The sequence below is a fragment of the Actinomadura sp. NPDC048021 genome, from assembly GCF_040653135.1.
In the GTDB taxonomy this organism is placed as follows: Bacteria; Actinomycetota; Actinomycetes; order Streptosporangiales; family Streptosporangiaceae; genus Spirillospora; species Spirillospora verrucosospora.
Genome location: NZ_JBEZJQ010000011.1, coordinates 134008 through 160597, shown reverse-complemented (window position 1 = coordinate 160597; position 26590 = coordinate 134008). Strand labels below are relative to the sequence as shown.

12 protein-coding genes and 2 tRNA genes are annotated in these 26590 nt (G+C 73.7%); 9 read left to right on the top strand and 5 right to left on the bottom strand.

From position 1 onward, the window contains the following. Positions 1–49: 49 nt before the first annotated feature. Together orn and AB0C87_RS20125 are read left to right on the top strand one after the other, a co-directional pair. Entirely contained in the window at positions 50–646 is a 597-nt protein-coding gene (gene orn / locus AB0C87_RS20130) for an oligoribonuclease (RefSeq protein WP_345179603.1), read from the top strand. 54 nt (positions 647–700) lie between these two features. Beyond that, positions 701–776, top strand: a tRNA-His gene (locus tag AB0C87_RS20125). 480 nt (positions 777–1256) lie between these two features. On the opposite strand, the gene AB0C87_RS20120 is transcribed toward AB0C87_RS20125, so the two are convergent. Beyond that, positions 1257–1661: a DUF6884 domain-containing protein gene (locus AB0C87_RS20120; RefSeq protein WP_360578912.1), complete on the bottom strand. Its 405-nt coding sequence runs from the start codon at positions 1659–1661 to the stop codon at positions 1257–1259. Positions 1662–1788: 127 nt separating this feature from the next. On the opposite strand from AB0C87_RS20120, the gene AB0C87_RS20115 reads away from it, so the two are divergent. The 6 genes from AB0C87_RS20115 (at position 1789) to AB0C87_RS20090 (ending at position 10441) form a co-directional block, all read left to right on the top strand. Next, a complete protein-coding gene (locus tag AB0C87_RS20115) occupies positions 1789–3816 on the top strand; it encodes an AAA family ATPase (RefSeq protein ID WP_360578910.1) in 2028 nt (675 codons plus the stop codon). Then, positions 3816–5039 (top strand): hypothetical protein, encoded by a 1224-nt coding sequence (locus AB0C87_RS20110; RefSeq protein WP_360578909.1) that lies wholly within the window; start codon positions 3816–3818, stop codon positions 5037–5039. Before AB0C87_RS20115 ends, AB0C87_RS20110 begins: the two co-directional genes overlap by 1 nt. 240 nt (positions 5040–5279) lie before the next feature. Continuing rightward, positions 5280–5849, top strand: coding sequence for a response regulator transcription factor (locus tag AB0C87_RS20105; RefSeq protein WP_360578907.1), 570 nt, complete (start codon positions 5280–5282; stop codon positions 5847–5849). A gap of 84 nt (positions 5850–5933) precedes the next feature. Then, positions 5934–6006 (top strand) — tRNA-Lys (locus AB0C87_RS20100). A 381-nt stretch (positions 6007–6387) separates the two neighbouring features. Further along, positions 6388–8412, top strand: a complete 2025-nt coding sequence (locus AB0C87_RS20095) for a serine/threonine-protein kinase (RefSeq protein WP_360578905.1) — start codon at positions 6388–6390, stop codon at positions 8410–8412. A 22-nt stretch (positions 8413–8434) separates the two neighbouring features. Beyond that, positions 8435–10441 (top strand): serine/threonine-protein kinase, encoded by a 2007-nt coding sequence (locus tag AB0C87_RS20090; RefSeq protein WP_360579015.1) that lies wholly within the window; start codon positions 8435–8437, stop codon positions 10439–10441. Between the two features lie 89 nt (positions 10442–10530). On the opposite strand, the gene AB0C87_RS20085 is transcribed toward AB0C87_RS20090, so the two are convergent. After that, positions 10531–12306, bottom strand: a complete 1776-nt coding sequence (locus tag AB0C87_RS20085) for an ATP-dependent DNA helicase RecQ (protein ID WP_360578904.1) — start codon at positions 12304–12306, stop codon at positions 10531–10533. A gap of 237 nt (positions 12307–12543) precedes the next feature. On the opposite strand from AB0C87_RS20085, the gene AB0C87_RS20080 reads away from it, so the two are divergent. Then, positions 12544–15342: an AAA family ATPase gene (locus AB0C87_RS20080; RefSeq protein ID WP_360578902.1), complete on the top strand. Its 2799-nt coding sequence runs from the start codon at positions 12544–12546 to the stop codon at positions 15340–15342. A 15-nt stretch (positions 15343–15357) separates the two neighbouring features. On the opposite strand, the gene AB0C87_RS20075 is transcribed toward AB0C87_RS20080, so the two are convergent. Genes AB0C87_RS20075 through AB0C87_RS20065 form a run of 3 tightly spaced genes read right to left on the bottom strand, consistent with a single transcriptional unit; the run spans position 15358 to position 26590 of the window. Then, entirely contained in the window at positions 15358–17166 is a 1809-nt protein-coding gene (locus AB0C87_RS20075) for a hypothetical protein (protein ID WP_360578900.1), read from the bottom strand. Then, positions 17163–21641 (bottom strand): hypothetical protein, encoded by a 4479-nt coding sequence (locus tag AB0C87_RS20070; RefSeq protein WP_360578899.1) that lies wholly within the window; start codon positions 21639–21641, stop codon positions 17163–17165. Before AB0C87_RS20070 ends, AB0C87_RS20075 begins: the two co-directional genes overlap by 4 nt. Further along, positions 21638–26590, bottom strand: a complete 4953-nt coding sequence (locus tag AB0C87_RS20065) for a hypothetical protein (RefSeq protein ID WP_360578897.1) — start codon at positions 26588–26590, stop codon at positions 21638–21640. The genes AB0C87_RS20070 and AB0C87_RS20065 overlap by 4 nt, the downstream gene beginning before the upstream one ends.

Below are 26590 nucleotides of genomic sequence, written 5' to 3'. Positions count from 1 at the left end.
GATCGCCCGCGATGCCCCGCGCAGTCGTTCATGGCCGTAGGGTGAGTCCATGAACGAGCGGCTGGTCTGGATCGACTGCGAGATGACGGGACTCGACCTGCGCGACGACGCGCTCATCGAGATAGCCGCACTGGTCACCGACAGCGAGCTCAACATCCTCGACGAGGGCGTCGACGTGGTCATCAAACCGCCGCCGGAGTCCATCACCCAGATGACCAAGGTCGTCCGCGACATGCACACCACGTCGGGCCTCCTGGAGGCCCTCCCCGGCGGCGTCACCCTCGCCGAGGCCGAGGACGTCGTCCTCAAGTACATCCGGGGCCACGTGAAGGACGCCAAGAAGGCCCCCCTGTGCGGCAACTCCATCGCGACCGACCGCTCCTTCCTCGCCCGCGACATGCCGGCCCTCGACGCCCACCTGCACTACCGCATGGTCGACGTCTCCTCGATCAAGGAACTGGCCCGGCGCTGGTACCCCCGCGTCTACTTCGCCAGCCCCGAGAAGAAGGGCGGCCACCGCGCCCTGGCCGACATCACCGAGAGCATCCAGGAACTGCGCTACTACCGCGCCGCCGTCTTCGTCCAGCCTCCCGGCCCCGACTCCGACACGGCCCGCTCCATCGCCTCCCAGGTCGCCTCCGGCTGACCCACCCCGAAGAAGCCGCTACACTACTGGGAGCCGGGAGCGATCCCGGCCACGGTGGGTGTAGCTCAGCTGGCAGAGCACTTGGTTGTGGTCCAAGATGTCGGGGGTTCAAGTCCCCTCACTCACCCCAGCGAGAGGGTCTGGTCTCCCAGGGAACCAGACCCTTTCTCGTTCCCGGGGTTCATGACCGGGAATCTTCGGCGTCCTGTCCCCAGACGGTTGAGATCTTGCCGTGACCGGCGAGCAGGTCGCACCCTGCACTCCCTCCCGAAACGGTTCTCAACGGCGGTCGAGGTCTCCACCGGCACCAGCCCCGTCCGCGCTGTCCGCTGCAGCCAGGACTGACGCTTCGGCATCTCCCCCCTCCCACCTCCAGCAGTTGCTACACGGGGGCACTACGCCCGGGAGCGTTGAGAATCCGCTGCCTCTGGCGGCAGCCGCAGTTCGTTCCGTTCTGCCAGAAGAGGGCAGCGGTCCCCTTCCCAGCACTCAGCCAGACAGAGCCTGCGGGCCAGTGGAACGGACGTAGAGCGCATCAGAACCTCCGCCTGAGGTGAGGGGCGGCCTACGGCCGACCACCGGTCCGTACCAGCCCTGCGCGCAGGACAGGTCAGCGATAGATGGCAGCCAGCCGTGCCTGCATCTCACCGATGCCTTTGGAGCCTGCAAGCGGAGCTCTGACGTCTGCGAACACCCGCCGGAGGAAGTTGACATAGTCCGCCCCGGCGAGCGCCGTGACCTGGCAGGACTGCAACCCCAAAGAGGCAACCTGGGCGCGGACCGTCTCCGGGGCGATCGAGCCCGGTCGGCCGAGCCGAAGGTTGTACGGCTCGATGGGCTGGTCGAGATCGATGATCCCGTACTTCGCCGACAAGATCATCACTCTTCCCGACTCCCCCGAAAGGACATCAGCAGCCCGTCGGCATGCCTTGTGAAAGCCTCCCGTGTACATCTCGCCGGCCAGACACGGCTGGGATCTCTTGGTAGCACCGCAGGCCACGACAATCAGGTCCATAAGAGGCATATTACCCTCGCATCGTCACGAGACCCGGCCAACACCGAACTCGCCAAGCCTTGACGCATATGACATAGATTCCGCCAATCAGTTGGCTTTGTCCGATAGTCGCTACTAAGGTGGCTTCATGGGACCTGGTGACGTCACGAGCCGCCCTGCAGTCCTCACAGCCATCGAGGAGTACGACCAGCTGGGGCAGAAGAGCTTCCTCGAGCGCTACGGATTCAGGAAGTCTACGAAGTTCGTCGTCCACCACAACGGGCACGACTACGACTCCAAGGCCCTTCTCGCGGCCGCCCATGGGTTCCAGTACCCCGACAAGGGCCCCCTTTCCAACGACATGTTCAGTGGCGGCGAGCAGACCACGAGCAGGTTCCGTGCCCTGGGGTTCGAGATCCGCTCAGCGGAGAAGGCGCCCATCAATGTGGTCTTCACGGTCGCCGACTGCGAACTCTTCGCAAAGTATCCAAATCCCGTCCGCTGGCACGACCAGAACGTTCCCCAGAGCGACAAACAACACTTCAAGGACATACAGACACGACTGAGGGAAGTTGCCGAATGGCTTAGCGTCAATGCAGAAACAGAAGTGGAGATGCAGCCTTTCACGAGCATGTACCAGGCTAACGCCCAAACACAGAAGGACGTCTGGTGCTGCATTTTTCCCGCCAAGGCCTCCAACAAGTCATACGCACTCCAGGTAGCACTCATCATCTCGAAAAGAGGCGCAGAGATTTGCCTCTGCATGGGCGCAGGCCGGTCCAAGCTGAAGAACCCCGACACCGAGATGAAGGCGTTCGAACTTCTCCAGAACGACCTGGCTTCAGCGCCTGACAGCGTTGTCGCGGCTGTCGGAAGTTCCCTTCCCGCTGGATCGGTTTTCCGCAAATCCTGGCGTCTTGAGCCCGGCGGCGAAGAGTTCAGCTCGCTAAGCGAGTGGCTGGAGTACGCCTCCGGTCCGGAAGGCGCCCAAGCGAGCGTATCGATCTACCTCACCCCGGAGCAGCTAAGTCGGACGGGTGTCATCGACAGATTCTTGGAGATGGCGAACGCGTCAGCTCCGCTGTTCGAGCACTGCTACCTTGGAAGGGTTTCATCAGTGGCCTCTCCAGGCCCCTTCGATGTCGAAGCGCTCCAGCGAGCCGCGGCCGAGCCGCCTGCCCGGCTGGCTCTGGACGAGAAGGTCCATCGAGCCATCGTCGCCGCCATCAGGAGCGGAAAGCACATCATCCTCACCGGGCCTCCGGGAACCGCGAAGACGACGCTCGCCGAAGTCGTCGGCCGACTGGCCCAGAACGCCCAGTACTGCTCGGGCTACACACTCACCACAGCGACCGCGGACTGGACAACCTACGAGACGATCGGAGGCCTGCGGCCCTCCAAGGAGAATTCTCTTCTAGAATTCAGGGACGGGCTGTTCCTCGAAGCCATCCGGAACAACCGCTGGATTGTGATCGACGAGCTCAACCGGTCAAATTTTGATCGCGCCTTCGGGCAGCTCTTCACTGTACTCTCGAAACAGGCGGTCGTACTGCCCTACGAGGACGCGAAGGGCCGCCCCATCGCCCTGGTCCCGGACGATGCCGGCGACCCCTACGGGTCGGAAAGCTACGACGTCGTCCGCATTCCCGGGACATGGCGGATCATCGCGACGATGAACGTCTTCGACAAGTCCCTGCTGTTCGAGATGTCGTATGCGCTCATGCGGCGATTCGCGTTCATCGAGATCCCCCCGCCGCCCCGCGAAGTCTTCGCCGAGATCTGCCAGGGTGAACTCGGCGACCTGGAAACTCCCAGCAGCGTGGAGATCGCGAAAGTCCTCGACGCTCTCTACGACATAGCCGCCATGAGAGAGATCGGTCCCGCGACCTTCAAGGACATGGCGCGGTTCGCCAGAGAGTACACCGAGGATCTCCAGATCACTGACTCCGAACGCAAGGAACTCACGTTGCAACTCTTCTACAGCTACCTGCTTCCGCAGTTCGAGGGGGTTTCTCTCCAGGAGGGGAGGCATCTTCTCAACCGGGTGGTCAAGCTGGTAGGCGAGGAGCACCGGAAGCCTCTTCGGGTTACTCTTACCAGAGTCCTCGGCCTTGACTTCGACGCGGCTTCCAGGCTCAGTGCCAGCGACATCGATGAGGACGAGCCGGGATCCTGATGAAGAAAGTCGCCTGGAACCGCCAAGCACGGATCACCGAGGTGCGGGACCGAATCTGGGCGTACATCAGTCCCGCAGCCCAGATGGAAGGTCCGGGCCTGCTGGTAGCCGCCGCCCTGCTCGACTGGCCCGAGGACGAAGCGTCACGCCTGGGTCATCTCCAGTTCCTGCTCTGCGACGAGGTGGGCGCCTTCCTCGCTGACATGCCACAACAGCTCCGCCGCCTCTCAACAAGTTCAACCCGCGACGAGAAGACCACGACTGAACGTATCGAAGGTCCGGTGAACTGGAGCCGAACCCAAGCCCTTCGCGGCACATCCGGCAACCAGAGCAGCTTTGTCACCTCACCTGCCAAGCGTGAATACCAGACGCCGGAGAACGAGATATTGGTCCATGTGCTCGACACGATCGTCGAGACGGCGGCGCTTACGGCCTGGGCCACCAAGGTCGAGCGCAAGGGGCTTGCGCTACTGATCCGCAAGCGCGTGACCCAGGCGGCCAAGTTCCGGCAGCACAAGATCTTCACGAGTATCGAGCCCAGAAGACCGAGCGCTCGGGCAGTCGCGAGCATTCGCTCTGGCCGCACTGGTACCCGCTACGCCGCAGCCATCGCCGCCTACGACAAAGCCGTCCGGCTCGTCGAGCAGATCGATCGCCAGGCCATCCGCGAATCCATCGAGCAAGCCGGTATCGTCACTAGCCTCGAATCCACTCTCTTCGAGCTCCTCACGACCTTCCGTGTCATGGACGCCCTGCAGCTTCACGGCTGGAAGATGGACCCGTTCTACACGTTCAAGGGCGCAGTACAGAGCCAAGGTTTCCGGCGGGACGGCCGACAGGTTCGGCTCTGGTACCAGAGCTGCCCGGACGAGCTGGAGAAGAATGATCGCTACACGGGCGTCCTCGGCGCTCACAAGTTCGAGTCCAAGGCACCCCTGCGACCCGACGTGGTGTTGAAGTGGTGCGATCAGTCGAATGCCGACCGCTGGCTCCTGATCGAATGCAAACTCAGCCAGTCAGGCGGTGTGGGCCGGGCGGCACGCGACGCCCTTAGCGACCTGCTCTTCTACCGCCGCTCCTTCGACCATGTCCTCGGCGGCAGCGGCGAGCCGTACGGTGTCGGTGTTGCCTGGGGCAAAGGGCTTCAGCCGGCAACCGACACCGAGGTCGTCCTCTGTACGCCTGACACGCTCGCAACCGCGATTGGAAAGATCGTTATTTAGACCGTGCGACTCGCAACCAGCAGGCGTTGAAGTCCCGAGGCCCCGCTCCCCCGCGGCCGGGAGAACCGCTGGAGTGACCGGTTCCCGCGGCTGGTCGGACTTAGGTTTCCTGCAGGCGGCCAGGTCCGGATGTCGTTCCGGTCTCGATAGGGCGTCCGCCGGGGCAGGTTCATCGACCTTCGAAGATCATGTGGTTATGCTCCGACCCTAGAAATGTCAACGACACGCCAAGGGCGACGGATGAGTGTCGACGAGACGGCTCCGCTGCGCGTACTCGTGGTGGACGGCGACGCCCGGTGCAGGGCTGACGTGATCTCCGTGCTGGACGGCAGCGACGAGTTCCAGGTCGTCGCCGACACCTCCGATCCCGCCGCGGCGGTCTCCCTGGTCGAACGCCTGCGTCCCGACATCGTCCTGCTGGACACGGCGGCCGCCGGTCAGGCGCTGCCGCTGAGCACGTCCTCGCGGGTGTTCGTGCTCGCCGCCGACGACCAGCCCGGCGTCGAGGCCGCTCTCCGCGCCGGCGCCTGCGGGCACCTCGTCCCGGGGTCGTTCACGGCCCACGACCTCGTCCGCGGCGTCCGCCACGCGTCCCGCACCACCCTCGGGCTGTCCGCCCGCGAGTCCGAGGTCATGGACCTCATCGCCACCGGCCGCTCCAACGGCGAGATCGCCCGCCAGCTCTTCCTCAGCGAGAAGACGGTCAAGAACCACGTCAACCGGATCTACGCGAAGCTCGGCGTCGGCTCTCGCGCCACCGCGATCGCCCTGTGGCGGGGCATGATGAGCGTCCTTCCGGCCCGCGAGTAAACCGATTCGCACTGGTCCGCAGGGCCTGATACTGTTCTTCCTGTCGCGAGGGACCCCGGCCCACCGCCGAGGCCCGTACGACAGGCGCCGTTAGCTCAATTGGCAGAGCAGCGGACTCTTAATCCGCGGGTTCGGGGTTCAAGTCCCTGACGGCGCACCCGCTACCACCAGCGACGATCTCCTTACTGGGAGTCGTCGCTGTTGTCGTATGAGGCCGAGCCGCGCCCGTCACCCTGCACGAGCGGTTCGGCTCTTTGAGGGCGTCCAGCGCCTTGGCCGCCCGCGCGTGATCCCATTCGGGTCCGGACGCCGCATGGTCGTTCAGTCGCCTTTTCCACATCGCGCGTCAACTGGAAAGCGCTCCTTTCGCACTCGGTGTTTCGCGTTGGCGGTGGACGGACCTCAACCGCAGCGGATGCCGCGACCCGGGCTTCGCCGCCGGCGGGGGCGGGACGTGGCGGGGTGGTGACGGATGGCTGCGGACGCCTCCGCTCTGATCAACCAGACGCTATTGTCTTTTTGACAGAGGAGGTGTGCCGTGAGACCCCTGGAGGCGTCCGATCCCCGCCAGATCGGGCATTACCGAATGCTCGCCCAGCTCGGCCGCGGAGGCATGGGACGGGTCCTGCTCGGCAGCGGGCCGGACGGTCGGCTGGCCGCGGTCAAGCTGGTCGACGAGCAGTTCGTGCACGACGACGGGTTCCGCGGCCGGTTCCGCCGCGAGGTCCGCGCCTCCCGCCGGGTCGCCGGGGCCTACACCGCGGCGGTGATCGACGCCGACTCCGAGGCGGCCGAGCCCTGGCTGGCGTCGGTGTACGTTCCGGGTCCCTCGCTGCACGAGGTCGTCGCCGCGGCCGGTCCGCTGGCGGCCGGGCCGGCGCTCCGGCTGGCCGCCGGGCTCGCGTCCGCGCTGACCGAGGTGCACCGCGCCGGGCTGGTGCACCGCGACCTGAAGCCGTCCAACGTGCTGCTCACCGAGGACGGCCTGCGGGTGATCGACTTCGGTATCGCGCGGGCCGTCGAGGGCGATGACGGCACCCAGCTCACCCGCACCGGCGCGCTGGTCGGCACGCCCGGCTTCATGTCCCCGGAGCAGGCCCTGGGGCGGGACCTGACCACCGCCAGCGACGTCTTCTCCCTGGGCTCGACGCTGGTGTACGCCTGCACCGGCCAGGGCCCGTTCCACGCGCGGAGCACTCCGCAGACCCTGCAGAACGTGATCCACGCCGATCCCGTGCTGGGCGGTCTGCCGGACCGGATCCGCGAGATCGTTTCTGCCTGCCTGGCCAAGGACCCGGCCGCACGGCCGGCGCCCGCCGAGCTGCTGCGGTGGATCGGCGAGGTCCCGCCGTCCGCGCGACCCTGGCCGGACGCGGTGCACGCCACGATCGCGCGGCAGGGTACCGAGGTCGCCTGGCTGCTCCAGGCCCCGCAGGCCCCGCCGCCGCACGTCCCGCCCGCACCGGCGCCCACACCCACGGCCGTCGCGCCGGCGCCGGGCAGGAGGCGGTTCCTGCTGATGGCGGGCGGCGGCGCCCTCGGCCTCGCCGCGCTCGGCGGCGCCGCCGCCTGGGCGCTGCGCGGTGACGACGAGCCGGCGTCCGGCAAGAAAAGCGTGTCCGGCGGGAACGGCGGTACGGACGCGAAGCCGCTGGCGGTCTTGGAAGGTCACGCCGGTTCCGTGCACCACGCCGAGTTCGACCGCGCGGGTGCTCTCCTCGTCACCGCCGGGGAGGACGGCACCGTGCGGCTGTGGGACGCCAGGACCCGGCGGCCGTCCGGCCAGCCGCTCAAGATCGCCCCCAAGTCGGCCCTCAAGGCCACGTTCGACAAGGCCGGGCGGTTGCTGCTCACCGCCAGCATGGACGGCGGCGTCAAGGTGTGGGACGTGCAGAGCCGCCAGCAGGTCGGCGCGACCCTCGGCATCCCCATGTTCGACTTCAGCGACGATCCGGCCCCGGTGAGCGACGTGGCCTTCAGTCCCGCCGGGGACCGGCTGGCGGCCATCGGCTCCCACCTGAAGGTGTGGGACACCGAGTCCCGCAAGGAGGTGAGCGGGCTCACCTTCGACAAGGCGAACATCATGTCGTTCATCGCGTTCAGCGGAGACGGGAAGCTGCTGGCCTTCACCGAGCGGGATCTGGTGCGGGTGCTGGACGTGGGTTCCCGCGAGGTGGTCGGGCAGCCCCTGCGCGGGCACACCGTCCAGATCACGAAGGCGGATATGAGCCCGGACGGCCGGACGCTGGCGACCGGGGGCGCCGACACGACCGTGCGGCTGTGGGACGTCCAGCGGACGGCTCCGCTCGGTGAGATCGTGCCCGCGAGCGACCACGCCCCGCAGGGCATGGCGTTCAGCGGGGACGGACGGCTGCTGGCCACCGTCGGCAACGACTCCACCGCGCGGCTGTGGGACGTCGCCGGGCGCAAGGAGGTCGGGAAGCCGATCAACCTGCCGGGCAAGGCCTCCGCCGTGGCGTTCAGCCCGGACGGGAAGGTCCTCGCCGTCGGCGGCGACGAGAAGGTGTGGCTCTACGACGTCGCCGGCCGCACCCGCGCCTGAACCGCCGGTGAGCGAGGTGACCATGCGACCGCTCGCCGCGTCCGACCCGGAGCGGGTCGGGCACTACCGGATGCTCGGCGAGCTCGGCCGCGGCGGGATGGGCCGGGTGCTGCTGGGGTCCGCGCCCGACGGGCGGCCGGTCGCGGTGAAGCTCATGCACGCCCGGCTGGCCGGCGCCCCCGGCTTCCGGGAGCGGTTCCGCGCCGAGGTGGCGGCCACCCGCAGCGTGTCCGGCGCGTACACGGCCGCCGTGCTCGACGCGGACGCCGACGCGCCGACGCCGTGGCTGGCGTCGGTGTACGTGCCGGGGCCGTCGCTGCGGGACGCGGTCCGGGCGGCCGGGCCGCTGCCGGAGCCGGCGGTGCTGCGGCTGGCGGCCGGGCTCACGGCCGCCCTCGTGGAGATCCACCGGGCAGGGCTGGTGCACCGCGACCTCAAACCGTCCAACGTGCTGCTGGCCGCCGACGCCCCGAAGGTGATCGACTTCGGGGTCGCGCGGGCGGCCGAGAGCGACGGCGACGGGCAGACCGGCGTCCTGGCCGGGACGCCCGGGTACATGTCGCCGGAACAGGCCGAGGGAGGGTCGGCGACCGCGGCCGGCGACGTCTTCTCGCTGGGGGCGGTGCTGGTGTACGCCTGCACCGGCCGCGGGCCCTTCGACGGGCCCGGCCCGGCGCAGGCGCTCTACAACGTCGTGCACGCCGAGCCCGATCTGTCCGGCGTGCCGGACCGGCTCCGGCCGGCCGTCGCGGCGTGCCTGGCCAAGGACCCGGCCCGCCGGCCGGACCCCGCCCGGCTCGCGGCGATGCTCGGCGCGGTCGCCCCGGCCGCGCAGCCGTGGCCGCCCGCGGTGCAGAGGATGATCGACGAGCGGCGGGCCTGGATCGGATGGACGCCCAATCCGGAACCCGCGGCGACCCTGGCCTACACGCGCCGCCCCCGCTTCGGCCCGTCCACCGCCCTCGGCTCCCGGCGCGGCGTCCTGGCGGCGTGCGCGGCGGTGGCCACGACCCTGGTGGTCGCGGCCCTCGTGGCGACGGTCCTGGTGGTGGCGCCGTGGTCGGAATCGGCCGCCCGAAGCGACCCCGCGGCGCACCGGTCCACGGCCCCGCCGCCCAGCCGATCGCTGCGCGGGCACACCGCGTCCGTGCGCGACCTGATTTTCACCCCGGACGGCCGGACTCTGGCCAGCGCCAGCGACGACGCCACGGTACGGCTCTGGAACGTCGCGGACGGGAAACAGCGCCGCGCGCCCCTCGACCACCCCGACGGCGTCAACGCGCTGGCGATGAGCCACGGCGGCAGCACCCTGTACACCGCGGGCGACGACGGCCGCCTCCGCCTCTTCCCGGTGTCGGGCAAGGGCGAGCCGGGCGACCTCGACATCGATCTCGGGCCCCTGACGTCCCTGGCCCTGAGCCCGGACGACCGCGTCCTGGCCACCAGCAACACGGACCAGTCCGTGCGGCTGTGGGACCTGGACGACGGGAAGGTGGGCCCGCTCCTGGGGACCGACGCAGGCAACGTGCAGGCCCTGGCGTTCGCCCCGGACAGCCGGATGCTGGCCATCGGCACGACCGGCACCGAGCAGGACCCCAAGACCGGGAACACTCGCGGTGTGGCGCAAGTGTGGGAGGTCTACGACCGCAAGAAGCTCAGCGAGAACCTGTCCGGCCACGACTCCTGGGTAGAGGACGTGGCGTTCAGCCCCGACGGGCAGACGCTGGCAACGGCGGGCGGTGAGACCGTCCGCCTGTGGGACGTGGCCCGGACCCAGCAGAAGGGCACTCCGTTCCAGTGCGACGGCCGCTGCAACACGACGGTGTTCAGCCCGAACGGCCGCATCCTCGCCGCCGGAGGCTCGGGAGGGACCGTCCGGCTCTGGGACGTGACCCGCCACCGGCAGCTGGGCCCCGCGCTCACCGGGCATGGCGGCGCCGTCTTCACCGTGTGCTTCAGCCCGGACGGCCGAACCCTCGCCACCGCCGGCGAGAACGGCACCATCCACCTATGGCAAGCCCCCACGTAACCCGCAAGCCGACCCCCGCCGCACCGACGGCTCCCCCTCACGTTGCAGGCGGCCCAGGATGCGCGCTGAATGGTGGATCTGTGCCTGGGCTAGGGCACGCCGGTGGTGGATTTCTTGGTGCCTGCGGCGGCCTTGTTTCGGGGTTTGCGTTGGCGGGCTCGTCCGCGTCGGGTTGTGTCGGAGCGGAGGGTTAGGAGGTTGTTGTCGCGTTCGATCGCCTCTAGGGACAGGGTGCGGTAGCCGGCCTCTTCGAAGAGGACGGTGATGCGGTCGGGTTCCACCCGCATTACCGTTCCGGTGCCCCATGCGGCGTGCTGCACCTCGGCGTGTAGGGGGAACGGGGCGTCGTCGGTTTGATCCGGTGTGGTGGACGTTTCGTTGGGACGGTCCGGAGTGGCGGTCGCCCCGGTTTGGCAGATGTCGCAGGTTCCGCATGAGCCTGGGTGGGGTTCGCCCAGGTATTCCAGGAGGAAGCGGCGGCGGCAGTCTGTCGTCTCCGCGTAGGCGCGCATCATGTCGATGCGTGAGTCGTCGACGCGGCGGCGGTTCTCGTCGAGTTCCACGGCACGTGCCACGGCCTCTTCGGGCGGCGGGCCCTGCTGGGCGTATCGCAGGTTTCCGCGGCCGGTCGTCTCCACGGCTCCGGTCTGTTCCAGCAGGTTGACCAGGCTGGTGAGCTTGGATGCGCCGACGCCCAGGGTGGTGCGCATCTCGCTTGCCGGGACGGTGCCGCCGTGGGTCTGGAGGAGCGTCGCGGTCTGGAGCAGCTTCTCCTCGTCGGGCTTGCCCGCGGCGAAGAAGCGGCGCAGCCCGAGGTCCTGCGACCGGTAGTACAGGACGGCCGCAGCGGGCTCCCCGTCCCGGCCGGCGCGGCCGATCTCCTGGTAGTACGACTCCGGGGACTCGGGCGGAGCGGAGTGCAGCACGTAGCGGACGTCGGGCTTGTCGATTCCCATGCCGAACGCCGAGGTGGCCACCACGACGTCGAGCTCGTCGCCCTGGAACGCCTCGTGCACCCGGTGGCGGTCCGCCGCCTTCATCCCGGCGTGGTAGGAAGCCGCGCGCAGGCCCGCCGCGGTCAGTTCCTCGCCGTAGGACTCGGCGTCCCGCCGGGTGGCGACGTAGACGAGGCCCAGTCCCTTTCGTCCGGCGGCGTCCTCGACCAGCGCCTTCCTCTTGTCCGCCTCCTCATGGAACCGCCGCACCTCCAAGGACAGGTTGGGACGGTCGAAGCCGCGGACGATCTGCCGTGCCTCCGCCAGCCCGAGCGTCGCGAGGACGTCGTCGCGTACCGGCGGCGAGGCGGTCGCGGTCAGCGCGATCACCGGGGGGTGGCCGAGACGCTCGATCACCCGGCCGAGCCGCTGGTAGTCCGGCCGGAAGTCGTGGCCCCACGTGGACACGCAGTGCGCCTCGTCGACGGCTATCAGCGAGGGGCGCACGGCGGCGAGCCGCTCCACGACCGACGGCTTGGCGAGCTGCTCGGGCGACAGGAAGATGTACTCCGCCCGGCCCGCCCGGATCTGGTCCATGGCGTCCTCGCTCGCCCCGTCGGACTGGGCGGAGTTGACCATCACGGCGCCGCCGGCGTCGCGGCCGGTCAGCGCGAGCATCTGGTCCCGCTGCAGGGCGATCAGGGGCGAGATCACGACCGTCGGCCCGGGGAGCAGCTGGGCGGGGACCTGGTAGACGGCCGACTTGCCGCCGCCGGTCGGCATGACCAGCAGGACGTCGCGGCCCCGCAGCAGGTGCTCCATCGCCTCGCCCTGGCCCGGGCGCAGGTCCGGCCAGCCGAAGACCTCCCTGGCGACCCGGCGCAACCGGCGGCGCCTGCCCATCCGGCCCCAGACGTCCCGCATGCCCATTCGGTCCTCCTCGCGCCCGTGCCCCCGCCGCCGACCCGGCGAAAGCGACGAAACACGCAGAGATCTTTCTCAACGGCGCCCGCGGAAACGTCCGGCGGCATTGCACTGCGGTAACGCCCGCCGGCAGCCCTTCGCGCCTTCCGTCCGGGATCGGCCAGGAGGGCTCGCGGGCAGGGGAAGCCGGGCACGATCACTCCGACTGGAGTTCGGTTTGTGGTGGGTTGCTAAGAGGTGGCCGTGCAGGAGCCTTCGCTCATCGGACGCGATGCCGAGTTCGGCAGGCTGATCGAGTTACTGGGGCGCAGCGCCGAGGGCGCTCGGCAGATCGTCTTCATCGAGGGTGAGCCCGGGATCGGCAAGACGCATCTGCTGGAGGCGCTGCTCGACCGGGCGGGACGGCAGGGGGCGCGGACGCTGTCGGGAACGGCCGACGCGATGGGCGGGAGCCGGCCGTTCGGCACGCTCGCCGCCGCGCTGGACGATGAGGGCCTGCTCTCGCCGGCCGGCGCGCCGGCGGAGAAGGGGCTGCGGGGCCTGCAGGTGATCGAGGGGCTGCTGGCCGGGCTGGAGCGGCTCGCCGCGCGCGGGCCCGTGGTGTTCGCCCTGGAGGACCTGCACTGGGCCGATCGGGAGACGCTCCGGGCGTTCGACGCCGTCGTCCGGCATCTCGGCGCGCTGCCGCTGCTGCTCGTCGGCACCTTCCGGGGGTACCCGCGGAGCCCGGAGCTGGCGGCCCTGCTGGACCGGGTGACCTCGCGGGGCGCGGACGTCCTCAGGCTGGACGGCCTCGGCGAGGAGGCGGTGGGGGCGCTGGGCGAACGGCTGCTCGGGGCGCGGCCGTCGGCGGCGCTGCGGCGGCGGCTGGCCGCCGCGGGCGGCAATCCCCTGTTCGCCGTCCAGCTCCTGCGCGCCCTCCAGCACGAGGCGTCCCTGACGGTGCGGGACGGTGTCGCGGACGTCGCCGACGGGCCGCTGCCGCCGGGGCTGCGGGAGATCCTCGTGCGGCGCTTCGGGCACCTGCCGAGGGCGACGGCGGAGCTGCTGCAGGTGGCGTCGGTGCTCGGGGCGTCGTTCGCGCCGGGCGAGCTGGCCGCCGTGCTGGGCAGGCCGCTGGCGGGGCTGCTGCCGCAGCTCAACGACGCCGTGGCGCACGGGCTGATCGGGGAGCGCGGGGACGCGCTCGCGTTCCGCCATCCGATGATGCGGGAGGCGCTGTACGAGAGCCTGCCGTCGGCGATCCGGCGCAGGCTGCACCACGAGGCCGGGCAGGCGCTCGCCGCGGCGGGCGGTCCCACCGCGCAGGTCGCCGCGCATCTGGCGGAGGGCGCCGAGCCGGGCGACCCGCAGGCCGTGGCCTGGCTGCGCAGGGCCGCCGAGGAGGTCTCCGCCTACTCGGTGGGGATGGCGGTCCGGCACCTGGAGCGGGGCCTGGAGCTGGCGGGCATGGACGAGGAGCGCGCCGCCGCGGTGCGCGCCGACCTGGTGCCGCTGCTGGCCCTCGAAGGCCGGTTCGCGGAGGCGCGGGAGGTCGCGGCGGCCATCCCGGACGGGCGCCTCGCCACGGAGGACGAGATCAGGCTGCGCAGCGGCCAGGCCCGCGCGCTGTCACGGCAGGGCCGCTGGGCGGAGGCCGCGCGCGCCTTCGAGTCCATCGCCGGGCTGCTGCCCGCGGGTCCGCTGCGGGCGCTGTTCGACGCGCGGGCCGCGTACGCGCTCATCTACGCCGGGGACGTGGGGGCCGGCCGGCGCCGCGCGGAGGACGTCCGGGAGAGGGCCCGGGGCCGCGAGTACGAGCAGGCGCTCGGCGCCGCGCTGACCACGCTGAGCCTCGCGCTGGCCGCGGCGGGCGACCTGCGGGACGCGCTGGAGCTGGGCGAGCGGGGGCTCGCGGCCGTCGGCCATTCGCGTCCGGCGCCGGGGGCGTTCCTGTTCCCGCACGTCCCGGTCGGGTTCGTGCTGCTGGACGCCGACCGCCCCGCCGAGGCCGAGCGCGTGCTGCAGCGCGGCCACGCGCTGGTGGAGGAGGTCGGCGCGCTGACGTTCCGGCCGTACTTCCCGGGCGTGCGGGCGCTCGGCGGCTTCCATTTCGGCGACTGGGAGTCGGCCCTGTCGCAGGCGGAGTCCGGGCTCGTCCTGGACGAGGAGATCGGCACCCGCTGGCTGTTCTTCGCCGAGACCGTGATCGGGCGGATCGCGCTGGCCCGCGACGACCTCCGGACGGCCGGGCGGATGGCGGCCGAGACGCGGCGGGTGCTGGACGGGCCGGACGCCCCCGAGTTCGCGACCGGCCGGGGCTGGGCGCTGTGGATCGAGGCCCTGCTGCTGGAGGCCAGGGGCGAGGGGGACGCGGCGGCGCGGACGGCGGTGCGGGCGTGGCGGGCGCTGGACGGCTGCCGGATGCTCGGCAACCGGCTGCCCGCCGTGGACGCGGTGCGGCTCGCGGTGGCGGCCGGCGACGCGGGGTCGGCCGCGGCGGTCGCCGAGGAGGCCGCGGCGTACGCCGGGCGCGCCGGAACCCCCACCGCCGAGGGCCTCGGCCTGCACTGCGCCGGCCTGGCCCGCGGGGACACCGGCGCGCTGGTGGCGTCGGTCGAGGCGTACCGGGGCGGGTCCCGCGGCTTCGAGCACGGGCTGGCCGCCGAGAGCGCCGCGGTGGCGCTGGCCCGCGACGGCAGGGCGGCGGACGCGAGGCGGATGCTCGCCGAGGCGTTGGAACGCTACGAACCGCTGGGCGCGCGGCGGGACGCGGCCCGCGCCGCCGCCGCGCTCCGCGGGCTCGGCGTGCGGCCGGGGGCGCGGCGGCGGCGCCCGGACCGCCCCGCGCACGGCTGGCAGGCGCTGACCCCGACGGAGCGGAAGATCGCCGCGCTCATCGCCGAGGGCCTCACCAACCCGCAGATCGCCGAGCGGGAGTTCATCTCCCGGTACACGGTGGAGACGCACCTGAAGCGCGTCTTCGCCAAGATGAGCGTCCGCAGCCGTACCGAGCTCGCCGCCCGGGTGCTGTCCGGTCCCGCGTTGTCGAGTTCCGAGTGACGCGGGCGGGGCGGGTCAGCGCGGGCCGACGGCGTCGTAGCGCAGGCCGCTGGAGGCGGTGCCGCCTCCGGTGCGCTTGGCGCGGGCCAGCCACAGGTGCACCGAGCCGTCGGTCCAGCGCGCGAGGCGCCATTCCCGCACGACGCGGGTCCCGGCGCGGCCGACCTCCTCCTCGGGGATCTCCAGTCTCGCCACCCGCCCGGTGTCGTTCTCCATCGTCCAGTCGAGGACGCGGCTGTGCCCGATCACCGGCACCGGCGTCCCGTCCCTGGTGGGCTGCTGGAGGGGGACGCGGCGCAGCCGGATGCCGTCCGGCCGCCCGTCGGCCGGGGCCGGGACGAGCGGCACCCAGTTCTCCGGCACGGTGGTGGCGAAGGTGTAGGTGAGCTCGGGCAGGCCGGGGACCTCGGCGCGCGGCGGGATCCCGGCGCGCGGGACCTGGCCGTCCCGGTCGATCGGCTCGCCGGTGGCGCCGGTGACGGTCCGCTCGATCGCCCAGGCGAGGTTGGCGGTCTCGTCGCGCAGGAACCGGACGTCCTCGACGGGCGCCGAACTCTGCGTCGAGAACGTGGTGGGCGGCAGGACGAGCAGGGGCGCCGGCGGCCCGCCGCGCGCGGACGCGGGCCGGAACAGCCCCCAGCCGCGCCCGGCGTCGGCGGCGCCGTAGGCCGCCGGGGGGACGAGGGTGCGGACGCCGAAGCTGTCGGTCACCACGAGCGAGCGGACGCGGGTGACCGATCCGCTCGGCACCTCCACCGGGACGACGAAGTGGTCGTTGGCGTACACGGTCGCGTACTCCAGCAGGACCATCCGGGCGAGGTCGGTGGTGCCCGCGCCGATCCGGCCGAGGTTGACGTCGGCGTCCTCCATCTCCCAGAACCGCGTCGCGGGCATGCCGGGGTAGGCGGCCACGGTCGGGACGACGACGTGAGTGCGGCGCTCCGAATGGGACGCGGCATCGGACGGGGCGCCGAGCGCGGCGTCCGGGTCGTGGTCGAGCTGGTACCAGTCGAGCCGGTCGCCGTCGTACTCGGGCGCGGTCAGCACCGTCTCGCCGACGGAGTCGGAGGCGGCGGCCGCGAAGGCGTACTCCAGCCGTTCGCGCTGCCAGGCGCGGGCGCCGGCGCCCGGTGTGTCGACCAGCGGAAGGAACCCGTCGGTCGCGGGGCCCTCCCCCGCCTGGAGCCAGGCCAGCCACCCCGCGACGGCGGCGGCGACGGCCGCCGACAGCTCGGGCGGGACCGGCACCGTCCCCGGGAACCGGCCCCTGGCGTGGTCGCGCAGCACGTCCGTGCCGTGGGGCGCCCGTCCCGCCATGATCCGCAGGTAGCCGGCCGTCGCCTCGTCGGCTTCGGACGGACCGGCGGGCGGCGGGCTCGGGATCGGGTAGCGGGCGACGACCGCCGCCCGCAGGGCGCCGGCGCCGTGCTCGGCGAGGAAGCGGAGCAGTTCCTGCCCGGTCTCGGCGGCCCAGCGCAGGTCGTGGGCCCCGGCGGCGTCCTCGGCCTCGACGGCCGATTCCAGCGGGCGGCCGGCGGGCAGCGGCGCCGCCGGCCCGCCCGAGGGCCCGTACCGGACCTCGGCGAACCGGGCGGACTCGACGTCGAGCCTGGCCAGCACCGGGGTCCCCGCGTCCTCGCCCTGGAACTCCCCGAGCTGCCACTGCCGGGCGAGGAGCCAGAGCGGGTCGGCGGTGCGGGCCTCCAGCGCCGGGCTGAGGTCCTCCGCGCGGGTGCGCGGCTCCAGCCGGCTCCAGGTGGTGATGGACGGGACGTGCTCGGGCTCGGCGGGCTCCGCGGCGGCCCGGGTGTCGGAGACGGTCATCGCGTTCCCTCCGTGGTGGCCGGCGCGGCGGCGGGGCCGTCCGGGGCCGCGGCGTCCGGGACGAAGTCGGTCGAGGTGCCCGGCTCGGCCATGTTCACCGGGAAGTGGGCGGCGGGCAGGATCTGCCCGATGTCGCCGAGCGAGTCGAGGTCGGCGGCGCGGGTCGTGGTCAGGATGAAGGCCCAGTTCAGCGCCTGGAGGACGGCGTCGGGGCCCCAGGTGGGCGCGTCGTCGGCGGGCACGGCGACCAGCACGGCCTGCGGCGCGGCGGCGCCGGGCGCGTCGTGCTCGAAGGCCAGCCCGGTCGTCCGCCGGGCGGCCGGGACGACCTCGGTCCACTCGTCCACGACGAGGCCGGAGACGGGCCGGGTGAGGTCGAGGTCCCCGACCGTGATCACCGCCATGGACACGACGTCGCCGTCCGGGGGGCTCTCCCCGGCCCACCGCTCGCCCGGCTTCCCGGGGAGCTGGACGGCGCGCGGAGTGGCGGGGACGGTCGCCGCGCCGGCCCCGGTCAGCGCCTCGGTGTAGGTGAGGACCTTCTGGAGGTTCGCCAGCTTCGGCCGCACCCGGGCGTACTTGGCCAGCCAGCGCCGGACGTCGTGCGCCGACCCGCCCTCCAGCTCGTTCCCGGCCGCGAGGGCGGCGGCGAGCGGGCCCGGGGCGGGCAGGGTGACCGACTGCAGGACGGGGAGGTCCTGGCCGAACAGCGTCCGGAGCCGGGCGGTCTGGAACTCGCGGCGCCGGGCGGGGCCGGCCGCCGGGACGTCGAAGTCGGCGATGGCGCAGCCGCACGTCTCGGCGGTGCAGGTCAGCGGGCGTCCCCGGAACTCGGCGACCAGCCGGCAGTGCGCCAGCCGGCGCTGCCGGAGCTCGGCCCGCGCGGACGCGGCCTGCTCCAGCACCTGCTGCTCGGTGCCGGACCTCGGCGGCGGGGCCACCGCGCCGAGCACGCCGAACCCGGCGGCGGTCCGCAGGGCGGGGCGCACCGCCGCGGCGGTCGCCCCGGCGAGGCCGGCGATGGCCGTGCCGGCGAGCTGCCAGGCGAAGTCGGCGCGGTTGCGCGTCGCCTGGTCGAACCCGCTCTCGGCGGCGGACCCGGGCCCGTCGAGGTCGGCGGCCTCCACCTGCCGCGACTGCGTGAGCAGCCGCCGCACCGCCGAGGCCGCCTCCAGGAACTCGGCGAGCGATACCTGGTCGTACGGCCAGGCGGGGTCGCGCTCGAAGCCCGGCTCCAGCGTCCAGTCCTCGCCGATCTTCGAGGCGTCCCGGCGCGGCCAGGCGGCCGCCTCGATCCGTCGCTCCAGTTCGGCGCCGGCGTCCGGGACGGCGCCCCGGACCGGGGCGGCGACGTGGTCGACGGCGGGGATCTGCAGGTAGTCGAGGCTCAGCGGCGGCTGGACGGCGGTGCGCGTCCCGTCCGGCGAGCGCCAGGTGTTGCGCCACTTGACCCGCCAGTTCGGCGGCAGCAGCGCGGTGGCGAGGACGTCGGCGGGGGCCGCGGCGACGACCCGCGGCTGCTCGCCCACGGCGGCGCCCCAGCGGAGCTTGTCGAACCGTGCGTCGTGGTTGAACAGCAGGAGCACCCGGTGGGTGACCGCCGCGCCGCTGTCGGCCGTGCGGCAGAACTGGAGCTCCGGCGGGGTGCTCGCGCCGTGCGCGGAGGCGTCGAGGGCGGCGGCTGCCCGCGTGGCGTTGCCCTGGGCGATCTGGTGGACGCCCTCGGCGAGCAGCGCGTCCCCGACCGCGTCGACGGCGTCCGCGACGTCGGCGAGGACGTCCTCGACCGCCGTCCGGTCGCCGGGCGGGAGCGACGCGAGATCCTCCTCCAGGTCGCCCGCGCGGTACAGCCGGTGAAGCTCCAGCCCGTCGGTCACCGCGGTCGACTCCACGGCCGGTTCCGCGGTCCCCTCCGGCGTGACGGTGTGCGCGCGGACGGGCGCGGCGGCCCGGAACAGCGGCAGATGCTGGTCGAAGGGCCCGTCCGGGTGCTCGTGCAGGCCGCGTTCGAACCGGTAGCCGAGCAGCAGGCCGAGGGGCTGCCCGGCGCGGACGCCGGAGACCAGCTGCTCGGCCAGCCGCACCCGCCGTGAGGTCAGGTCGACGGCCAGCGGATTCCCCTGCTCGTCGCGCCCCGCAGGATCATCGTCCGGCTGCGCGTCCGCGACGCCGTGGGAGCGCCAGCCGCTGCGCAGCACCGCCGCGGTGACCGCCTGGCCGAGCGTCGGCGCGTGCACGTGCCCGGCGCCGTCCGGGGCCGGTTGGAGCGGCCCCTCCGGGACGCCGTCGGGCAGCGGGACCTCCTCTCGGGCCACGGAGGGCGGCGCCAGGTCGCAGACCCAGCCGTAGCCGCCGATGTGCGTCCCGGCGGCGTCTCCGGCGGGACGCTCCCGGACGAGCCGTTCCAGCCGGCGCGCCGGGAACGAGGTGATCCAGGCGTCCAGCCGGTGGGCGGTCAGGGCCAGCGTGCCCGCCACCTCACGCTCCAGGCGCTCCGGGGCGACCCGGAGGTCCACGAGCCGGTCCAGCGCGTCGCGGAACTCCCTGATCCCGGCGGTGACGGCCGCGTGCCGCTCGTCGCCGGGCCGCTGCGCGGCGGCGAGGTAGTCGCCGACCGTCAGGGCCGGGTCGGTGCCGCCGCCGGGCAGCGGCAGCGGCCGCGCGAGGCGCCGCGCGAGCGTCGAGGTGACCTCGCGGGGGAAGACGTCCACCAGCTCGGGGTCGGGGACCTGCCCGACGCCCTCGATCAGCCCGGCCGCGTTGGAGTGCTCGCCCAGCAGCGCCGCGCGCAGCAGCCGCTGGAAGAGCGGCGCCGGCCCGGACGGCACGGGGACCTCGTCGGCGCGCAGCCCCGGCGCGGCCAGTTCCGTGAGGTACGCCCGGATCGCCGCCGCGTCGGCGCCCGCCACCGGCGTGCCGAGCCGGATCGACTTGTCGGCGAAGACCGCCAGGGCCAGCCGCGGGTCGTCGCCGGTCGCGAGCCCGAGGTCGGCGAGCAGCCGCCGGGTCGGCCCGGCCACCTGCTCGCGCCAGTCGCCGCCGAGCTCCAGGCGCGCGAACCGCCACAGCCAGGCGACGTACTCGTTGCCGAGCATGCCGCGCACCCGCATCTCGCGCGGGAGCGCGTCGGTGGCGAGGATGTCGAGCATGACGCCGTCGGGGTCGGCGAGGCCGGGGCGGATCCGCGGCACCGGCGACCGCGACCACACCCGGTTCATCAGCCGGACGAGCAGGTCGACCGCCCTGGCCTCCCCCGCGCCGCCGGACTTCCACCGGGCCATCGACGCGACCGGCAGCACCCCGTAGACCTGGGCGCCGACGCGCAGCGCGGGCAGCGGCCCGTCGGGGTGGACGTGGGAGACGAAGTGCGAGCGGACGGCGGGCAGGTCGGCGGTCCAGCCCGCCTCCGCGCCGTCCGCCAGGTGGCGGACGAGGTAGTCGAGCCCGACCGGCCAGAGCAGCCGCCGCACCGCCGCGCCGGGACGGCGCAGGTCGTCGGCGCCGTTCGGGGCGCGGCCGAGCGCGGTGGCCGCCCCGGACGGGACGGGCCCGCGCCGCGTCCGCTCCAGGACGTCGCCGTCCCGGTGGGCGAGCGGGAGGCCCAGCGTGTCCGCGAGCAGGGCCGCCGCGGTCTCCGGGCGGGCCGCCGTCGCGGGCGCCCCGGTCACCCGCGCCGAGAGCGCCGCCTCGCGCGACCGGGGCGCGTAGCCGCTGGACACGGTCTCGGTGTTGTTGGTCGGGGTGCCGGGCGGGACGAACCCGAGCCCGACCGTCGCGGCCTGCGCCTCCAGCAGCTCCGACAGGATCGTGGCGCCCCGCGCGGGGGTGGCGCCCTCGTCCACGCCGTACACGGCGAGGAACGCGACGTGCTCGGTGACGCCCTCGACGACGGCCGCCATCCCGGCGTCCACCGCGGCCTGGAAGTCAACCAGCCAGCGCATGCCCTCGTCGACCGGAGGGTCCTCGTCGGTGAGGGGGCGGGCGGCGTCGTCGCCGGTCCGGACGGGCGACGGGCCGACCGCCAGGTCGGGCCGCACCTCGTTGGGGAAGTCAGCCTCGATGCCGCGCCCCCCGGCGAAGCGGGCGAAGAAGCGCCAGCGGGTGGGCAGCGCCCGGGCGCGCGGTGCCCGCATCCAGGTGCCGGTGCGTTCGAGGGGGCCGGGGAAATTCCCGGTGGCGTCCGGCTGCATCACCCGGGCGATCCAGGTGGCACGGGGCGCGCCGTGGTACCGGACGAGCTCCTCCCAGGCGTCCGGCTCGCCGCCGCGCTCCCAGTAGCGGCGGCCTTCCCGCCGCTCCGCCGCGGTCAGCTCCGCCTCGTGCGAGTCGACGTGGATCTGGTCGGGGTAGACGCGGACGAGCAGCCGGGTGCCGTCGAACCTCGTCTCCAGCCGGACGGGCAGCAGCGTCACCGGGTACCGGGTGGACAGCGTCCACGCCGCGGCCGGGGCCTGCTCGGTCAGCGGTCGGGTCATCGGAGGGCTCCAAGGGCTCGCAGAGTTCCAGCGGTTCCGGCGAGGGCGGCCGGCTGCGGGTCGGGTGGCAGCAGGTCGCTCGCGTGCCGGGCGACGAGCGCGGGGCGTTGGAGGACGACGCGGGCCATGTCGGCGGCGTTGCGGCCGAAGACCGCGCCGTCCAGGGGCTCGCCGCCGAACCCGCCCGCGCCCGGCGACAGGAACCGCGCGTCCGCCGGGAGGTGGCCCCAGTGCAGGTCGTCCCAGTGGGCGCCCGACCAGGGCGTCCCCGGCACCCAGTCCTCGGGCGGGTCGTCCACGCCGAAGCGGGGTGCGGTGGGCTGCTCGCGCAGCAGGAAGAAGTACCCCGGCCTTCCGGCGGCCGGGTCGGCGTCGCCCCGGGCCTGCCCGGCGGTCAGCGGGAAGCCGAACAGCAGCAGGTCGGGGTCCAGCCGGGCGTGGAAGATCGGCGGGATGTCCGGGCCGGTGACGTCGCGCCGGCCGGCGGCCGTCCACGTCGCCGCGCGCATCGTGACGGCGGTGGCGGGGTAGCGGCGCAGCACCTCGCCGCGGACGACGAGGATCAGCGACCGCTCGTCCGGCCCGCCCACGGCGGTGAGGTGGGCGCCGAGCGGCCCGGCGCCCCACGCGGGGTCGGTGAACGGCGGGATGTCGGTCAGCGGGGCGCCGGCCGAGACCGCGTTCCGCACGTCCCAGAACTGCCGGAACCAGGTGTTGCGCGGGTCGGCGGGGAACTCCCGCCACAGCATCTCCCGGCTCGTCTCGTGGTTCAGGCCCACCATGAACGCCTCGATGAAGCGCGGGTTCGCGGCCAGCGCGGTCAGCGTCTCCGGCGCCACCTCCGGCAGGCCGGGGACGACGTTCTCCTGCGACAGGCCGCGCAGCAGCTCGTAGGCGGGCACGTTGAACGCGACGCCCGCGAGCAGCCGCCGCAGCGGATCGCCGGTGTCGGGGATCGCCGAGGCGAGCGGCCCGTCGCCGAGCCTCAGGCCGTCCAGGACCTTGGGCGGCACCGTGTCCTCGGGCCTGAGCCGGTCGCGGACCGCCGCCGCCGTGGCGTCCACCGGGACGGCCTCCCCGCGCGCGTCCCGCGCCAGGGCCTGCGCCGGGGCGAGGTACCGCTGGTGCCGCAGCGCCGCCTTCATGAAGTCGTCGCCCATGGCGGCGCGGTCGGCGACGAGGCTCGGCCGCAGGTCGGCGAGCGCGACGCCGCCGCCCCGGACGGACGCGCCGGGCAGCCGGTCGACGGGGCGCGACTCGCCCCAGCCGGTCGCGATCCCGTCCGGGTCGAGGTCGAACCCGATGCGGTAGGCGGCGTCGTTGCCGTCCGCGGTGCTCCCCACCCGGTAGACCAGCAGGTCGGGCCGGCGCGTGCCGCTGAAGTCGGCGACGACGATCCCGGCGCCGTGGTCCCAGCCGGCCTCCCGGTCCTCGGGGACGGGGACGGGCGCGCTCCAGCCGCCGAGGACGACGCCGCGGCGGTTCAGCGTCCGGCCGACGCCGTACCGGGCGACGGTGCGGCCCCACTCGTTCCCGCCGGTCCACAGCACGACCAGGTCGGGCCGCAGGTCCTGGCTGAGGTCGGCGACGTCCACGGCCACGTCGCCGAGCCCGCCGACCGTGTAGGGCAGCGTCACCGTGTCGCCCCAGCCGCCGGTGACGGCGCCGTCGTCGGAGATCCGCCAGCCGATCCGGTAGCAGATCCTGTCGCCGGAGGTGTAGACGAAGACCAGCTCGGCCCGGCCGTCGCCGTCCAGGTCGGCGAGCGCGATGTCGGCGCCCCGGACGGACGCGCCGACCGGGTCGTGCACGGGACGCGGCGCGCCCCAGCGGGCGGGCACGCCCTCGGCGTCGAGGTCGAAGCCGACCTGGTAGGCGACGTCGCCGAGCACGTTGCCCAGCACCACCATGGCCTGCGGGCCGGACGCGGTGATCCGTCCCACGGCGACCGCCATCACCTCCACGTCGATGCCGCCGAGGTCGGGGCCGGTGCGGGCGGCGGAGAACCCGCCGAGCCGTCCCTCCGCGTCGAAGCCGTGCGCGACCCGGTGCCGGACGTGCCCGGCGCCGCCCTCGCGGGAGAAGTCCGCCACGATCAGGGACGAGAACAGGCCGACGCGGGCCGCCCACCGATTCTCCGGCGGCGGGACGTCGGCCGGCGCGCCGGCGCCCCGCAGGTCCCGGGGGGCGCCGTGGTCGCGCCACTGGCCGTTGTGGTCGACCGACACCAGCCGCCCGTCGGCGGCGACGGCGAACAGCTCGCTGTCGCGGCCGGGGCGCAGCGCGACCGGGCCCGGCTGCCGGAGCGCGAGCCCGCCGGACGGCGGGCGCAGGCGCGTGCCGCTCCAGTTCCACTGGTCGGCGACGGAGTCGATCCGGCAGAGCGAGAGGTCGTTCGGATCGGCGTCGGAGACGACGAGCACGCCGATCGTGGGGCGCCCCGAGAAGTCCTTGCCGCTCTGCCGCGCCACGGACACCACGGACGTGCCGTCGTAGGGGCGCCACGCGTTCGCGATCGGGCGGAGGTCGCCGCGGGTGATGATCAGGTTCCCGTCGACGGAGGCGTACGCCATGCCCTTGAAGGCGCCGTAGTCGGGATAGGCGGCCGAGAGGTTGCCGTTGACGAGCGGCACGGTGCCGTCCCCGACGTTGAGGTCGGTCCACAGCGCGGCGCCGGTCCCCTGCCGGACGCACGCGTGGAGCCCGCCGAGGTTGGTCCTGACGTAGAGGAAGCCGCGGCCCCGGGTCGCGAGCGGCCCGACGGCCACCTCCTTCGGGCTGATCGTGGACGGCTTGCCGAGCGCCCGCCACGTCCAGGCGGCGGTCGCCGGATCGAAGTCGCAGGCGTGCAGGCCGCCGTCACCGCCGATCACGTAGACGCCGGTGCCGTGGGCGAGCGGATCGCTCCGGACGCCGTTCGGCGGGTACCCGCGGTCCTCCCACGCCCAGGCGCCCGGCACCCGGTCCCAGCGCCGCTCCCACAGCCGCCCGTCGGCCGTGCGGACCAGCACGCGGACCGGCCCGCCGTAGTCCAGCGCGGCCCCGGGGGACACCACTTTCTGACCGCTGGGCGGCAGTCCGTGGTCGTACCAGAACCAGCCGCCCTCGACCAGGCGCCGCTCGAACAGATGGCCGTCGTCCGTCGCGGCGAAGAACCGGCCCTGCACCATGTCGCCGCCGGCGGTGGCGAGGGTCCGCGGCACCTCATCGGACACGCCGGCCGGGACGCTCGCGGCGGCGACCGCGGCGCTGTGGGCGGTGTCCCACCAGGGGTCGGCCATCGCGGCGCGGATGGACGCCTCGTCCAGCGTTCCCAGCGGCCGCCCGGTCACCTGCTCGAACGGCGCGCCGCCCGCGGGGACGTCGGCGGGCGGGACGGCCGTGTCGCCGGTCGCGAGCCGCTCCACGGCGGCCGGCGCGGCCCCGGCGCGCCGGGCCAGGGGGCCGCGCGGCCGCAGCAGCCGGCGCATCGGCACCGACGTGGCGGCCCGCAGCCCGGCGTTGCCGGCCAGCTCGTCGCCCACGGTGGGCGGGTCGCCGGACGGGCCCGCGGCGGCGCGGGCGGCGCCCCCGGACGACGCCGGCGGGGCCTCGACCGCGCCGAGCACCGGCCGGGCGACGGTGAGCATCTGCGCGTCGCCGAGGGCCCGGCCGGGCTGCCTGGGGTCGAGCCGCTTGGCGTGCAGCGCGGCCGACACCTCCCGCGCCGCCTGCCCGGCCAGCAGCCGCTCGTTCAGGTCCCGGACGGCGGCCGCGGCCTCCCACGCGGCCGCGGCCAGCTCCTCCTGGTGCCGCCGCACGACCTCGGTGCCGAGCGCGGCGGCGGCCCGGTGGCGCGGATCGAGGTTCAGCTCCCGCAGCCACTCCGGCTCGCCCGCGGGCAGGCCCGTCGCCGCCGCGTGGGCGGCCCCGTACAGCGGCGGGGTGAGCCATTCGCCGGTGTCCTGCAGGAGCAGCTCGATGACCTGCCGCCAGGACGCCCGGACTCCCTCGTCCCAGACGGTCGGTTCCATCGCCGGTGAGGCGAGCGCGCCCTCGAAGCCGAGCACCGAGGTGCCCTCCCGGCCCGCGGGCTCGGTGACGGGCAGGCCGCCGCCGGGCGCCGAGACGTCCACCGGCCGCTTGCCGACCTCGGGCGGCAGCGGGCGCGCGCGCAGCCTGCGGACCAGGGACTCGAAGTCGCCGTCCGGGCCGGTCGTGAACGACCAGTGGTGGTAGGCGGGCAGGACGACGACGTCCCCCGGGTCGGGCTTCGGGGACCCCGGCCCCCAGGCGGGCGCCAGCTCCCCGGCCTGCGGAGCCCGCCCGCCCGTGCCGGCCAGCCGCCCCGCCTCGAAGGCGGGGACCACCGCCGCGTGGTAGCGCGTGCCCGCGCGGAGACGGCGGGGGCAGACGAGCCGCGACAGCGTGCGCTCGGGGTGGTCGCGCAGGACGTCCTCGACGTCGTCGCCGTCCCCGGTGACCAGCACCTGGGCGTGCGCCCACGCCCACGACTCCCCCAGCGGCGGCAGCTCGCCGACCTCGCAGGTGAGGGTCGGCAGCGCCCCGGCGGGCGCGGCGAGCTCCGCGTCCGCCGCCGGGACGGCCACCAGGACCAGCCAGGGGCGGAGCCGCCCCTGGCCGTCGGCCTCGGCGGGGGTGAACGCCCAGGGCAGGTCGGGACGGTCGAACTCCACCGCGGCGAACAGGGTGTCCTCCGCGCCGTCGGTGCCGGGCGCCGGGAAGCTCCGGATGATCTGGCGGTCGTCCAGGCCGGTGACGTCGCCGGGGCCGTGGATCACCGCGGTGGTGGCGGCGGGGACCACCCGCCCGTCGTCGGCGGTGAACTCCACGCGCAGCGGGATCTCGCCGCGCACGCGCGGCAGGGGCCCGGTCCGCGGGTCGGTCCCGGTGACGGCGCGGGCCAGGCCGTCGCGGACCCAGGGCAGGAAGCGCAGTCCGGCCGCCAT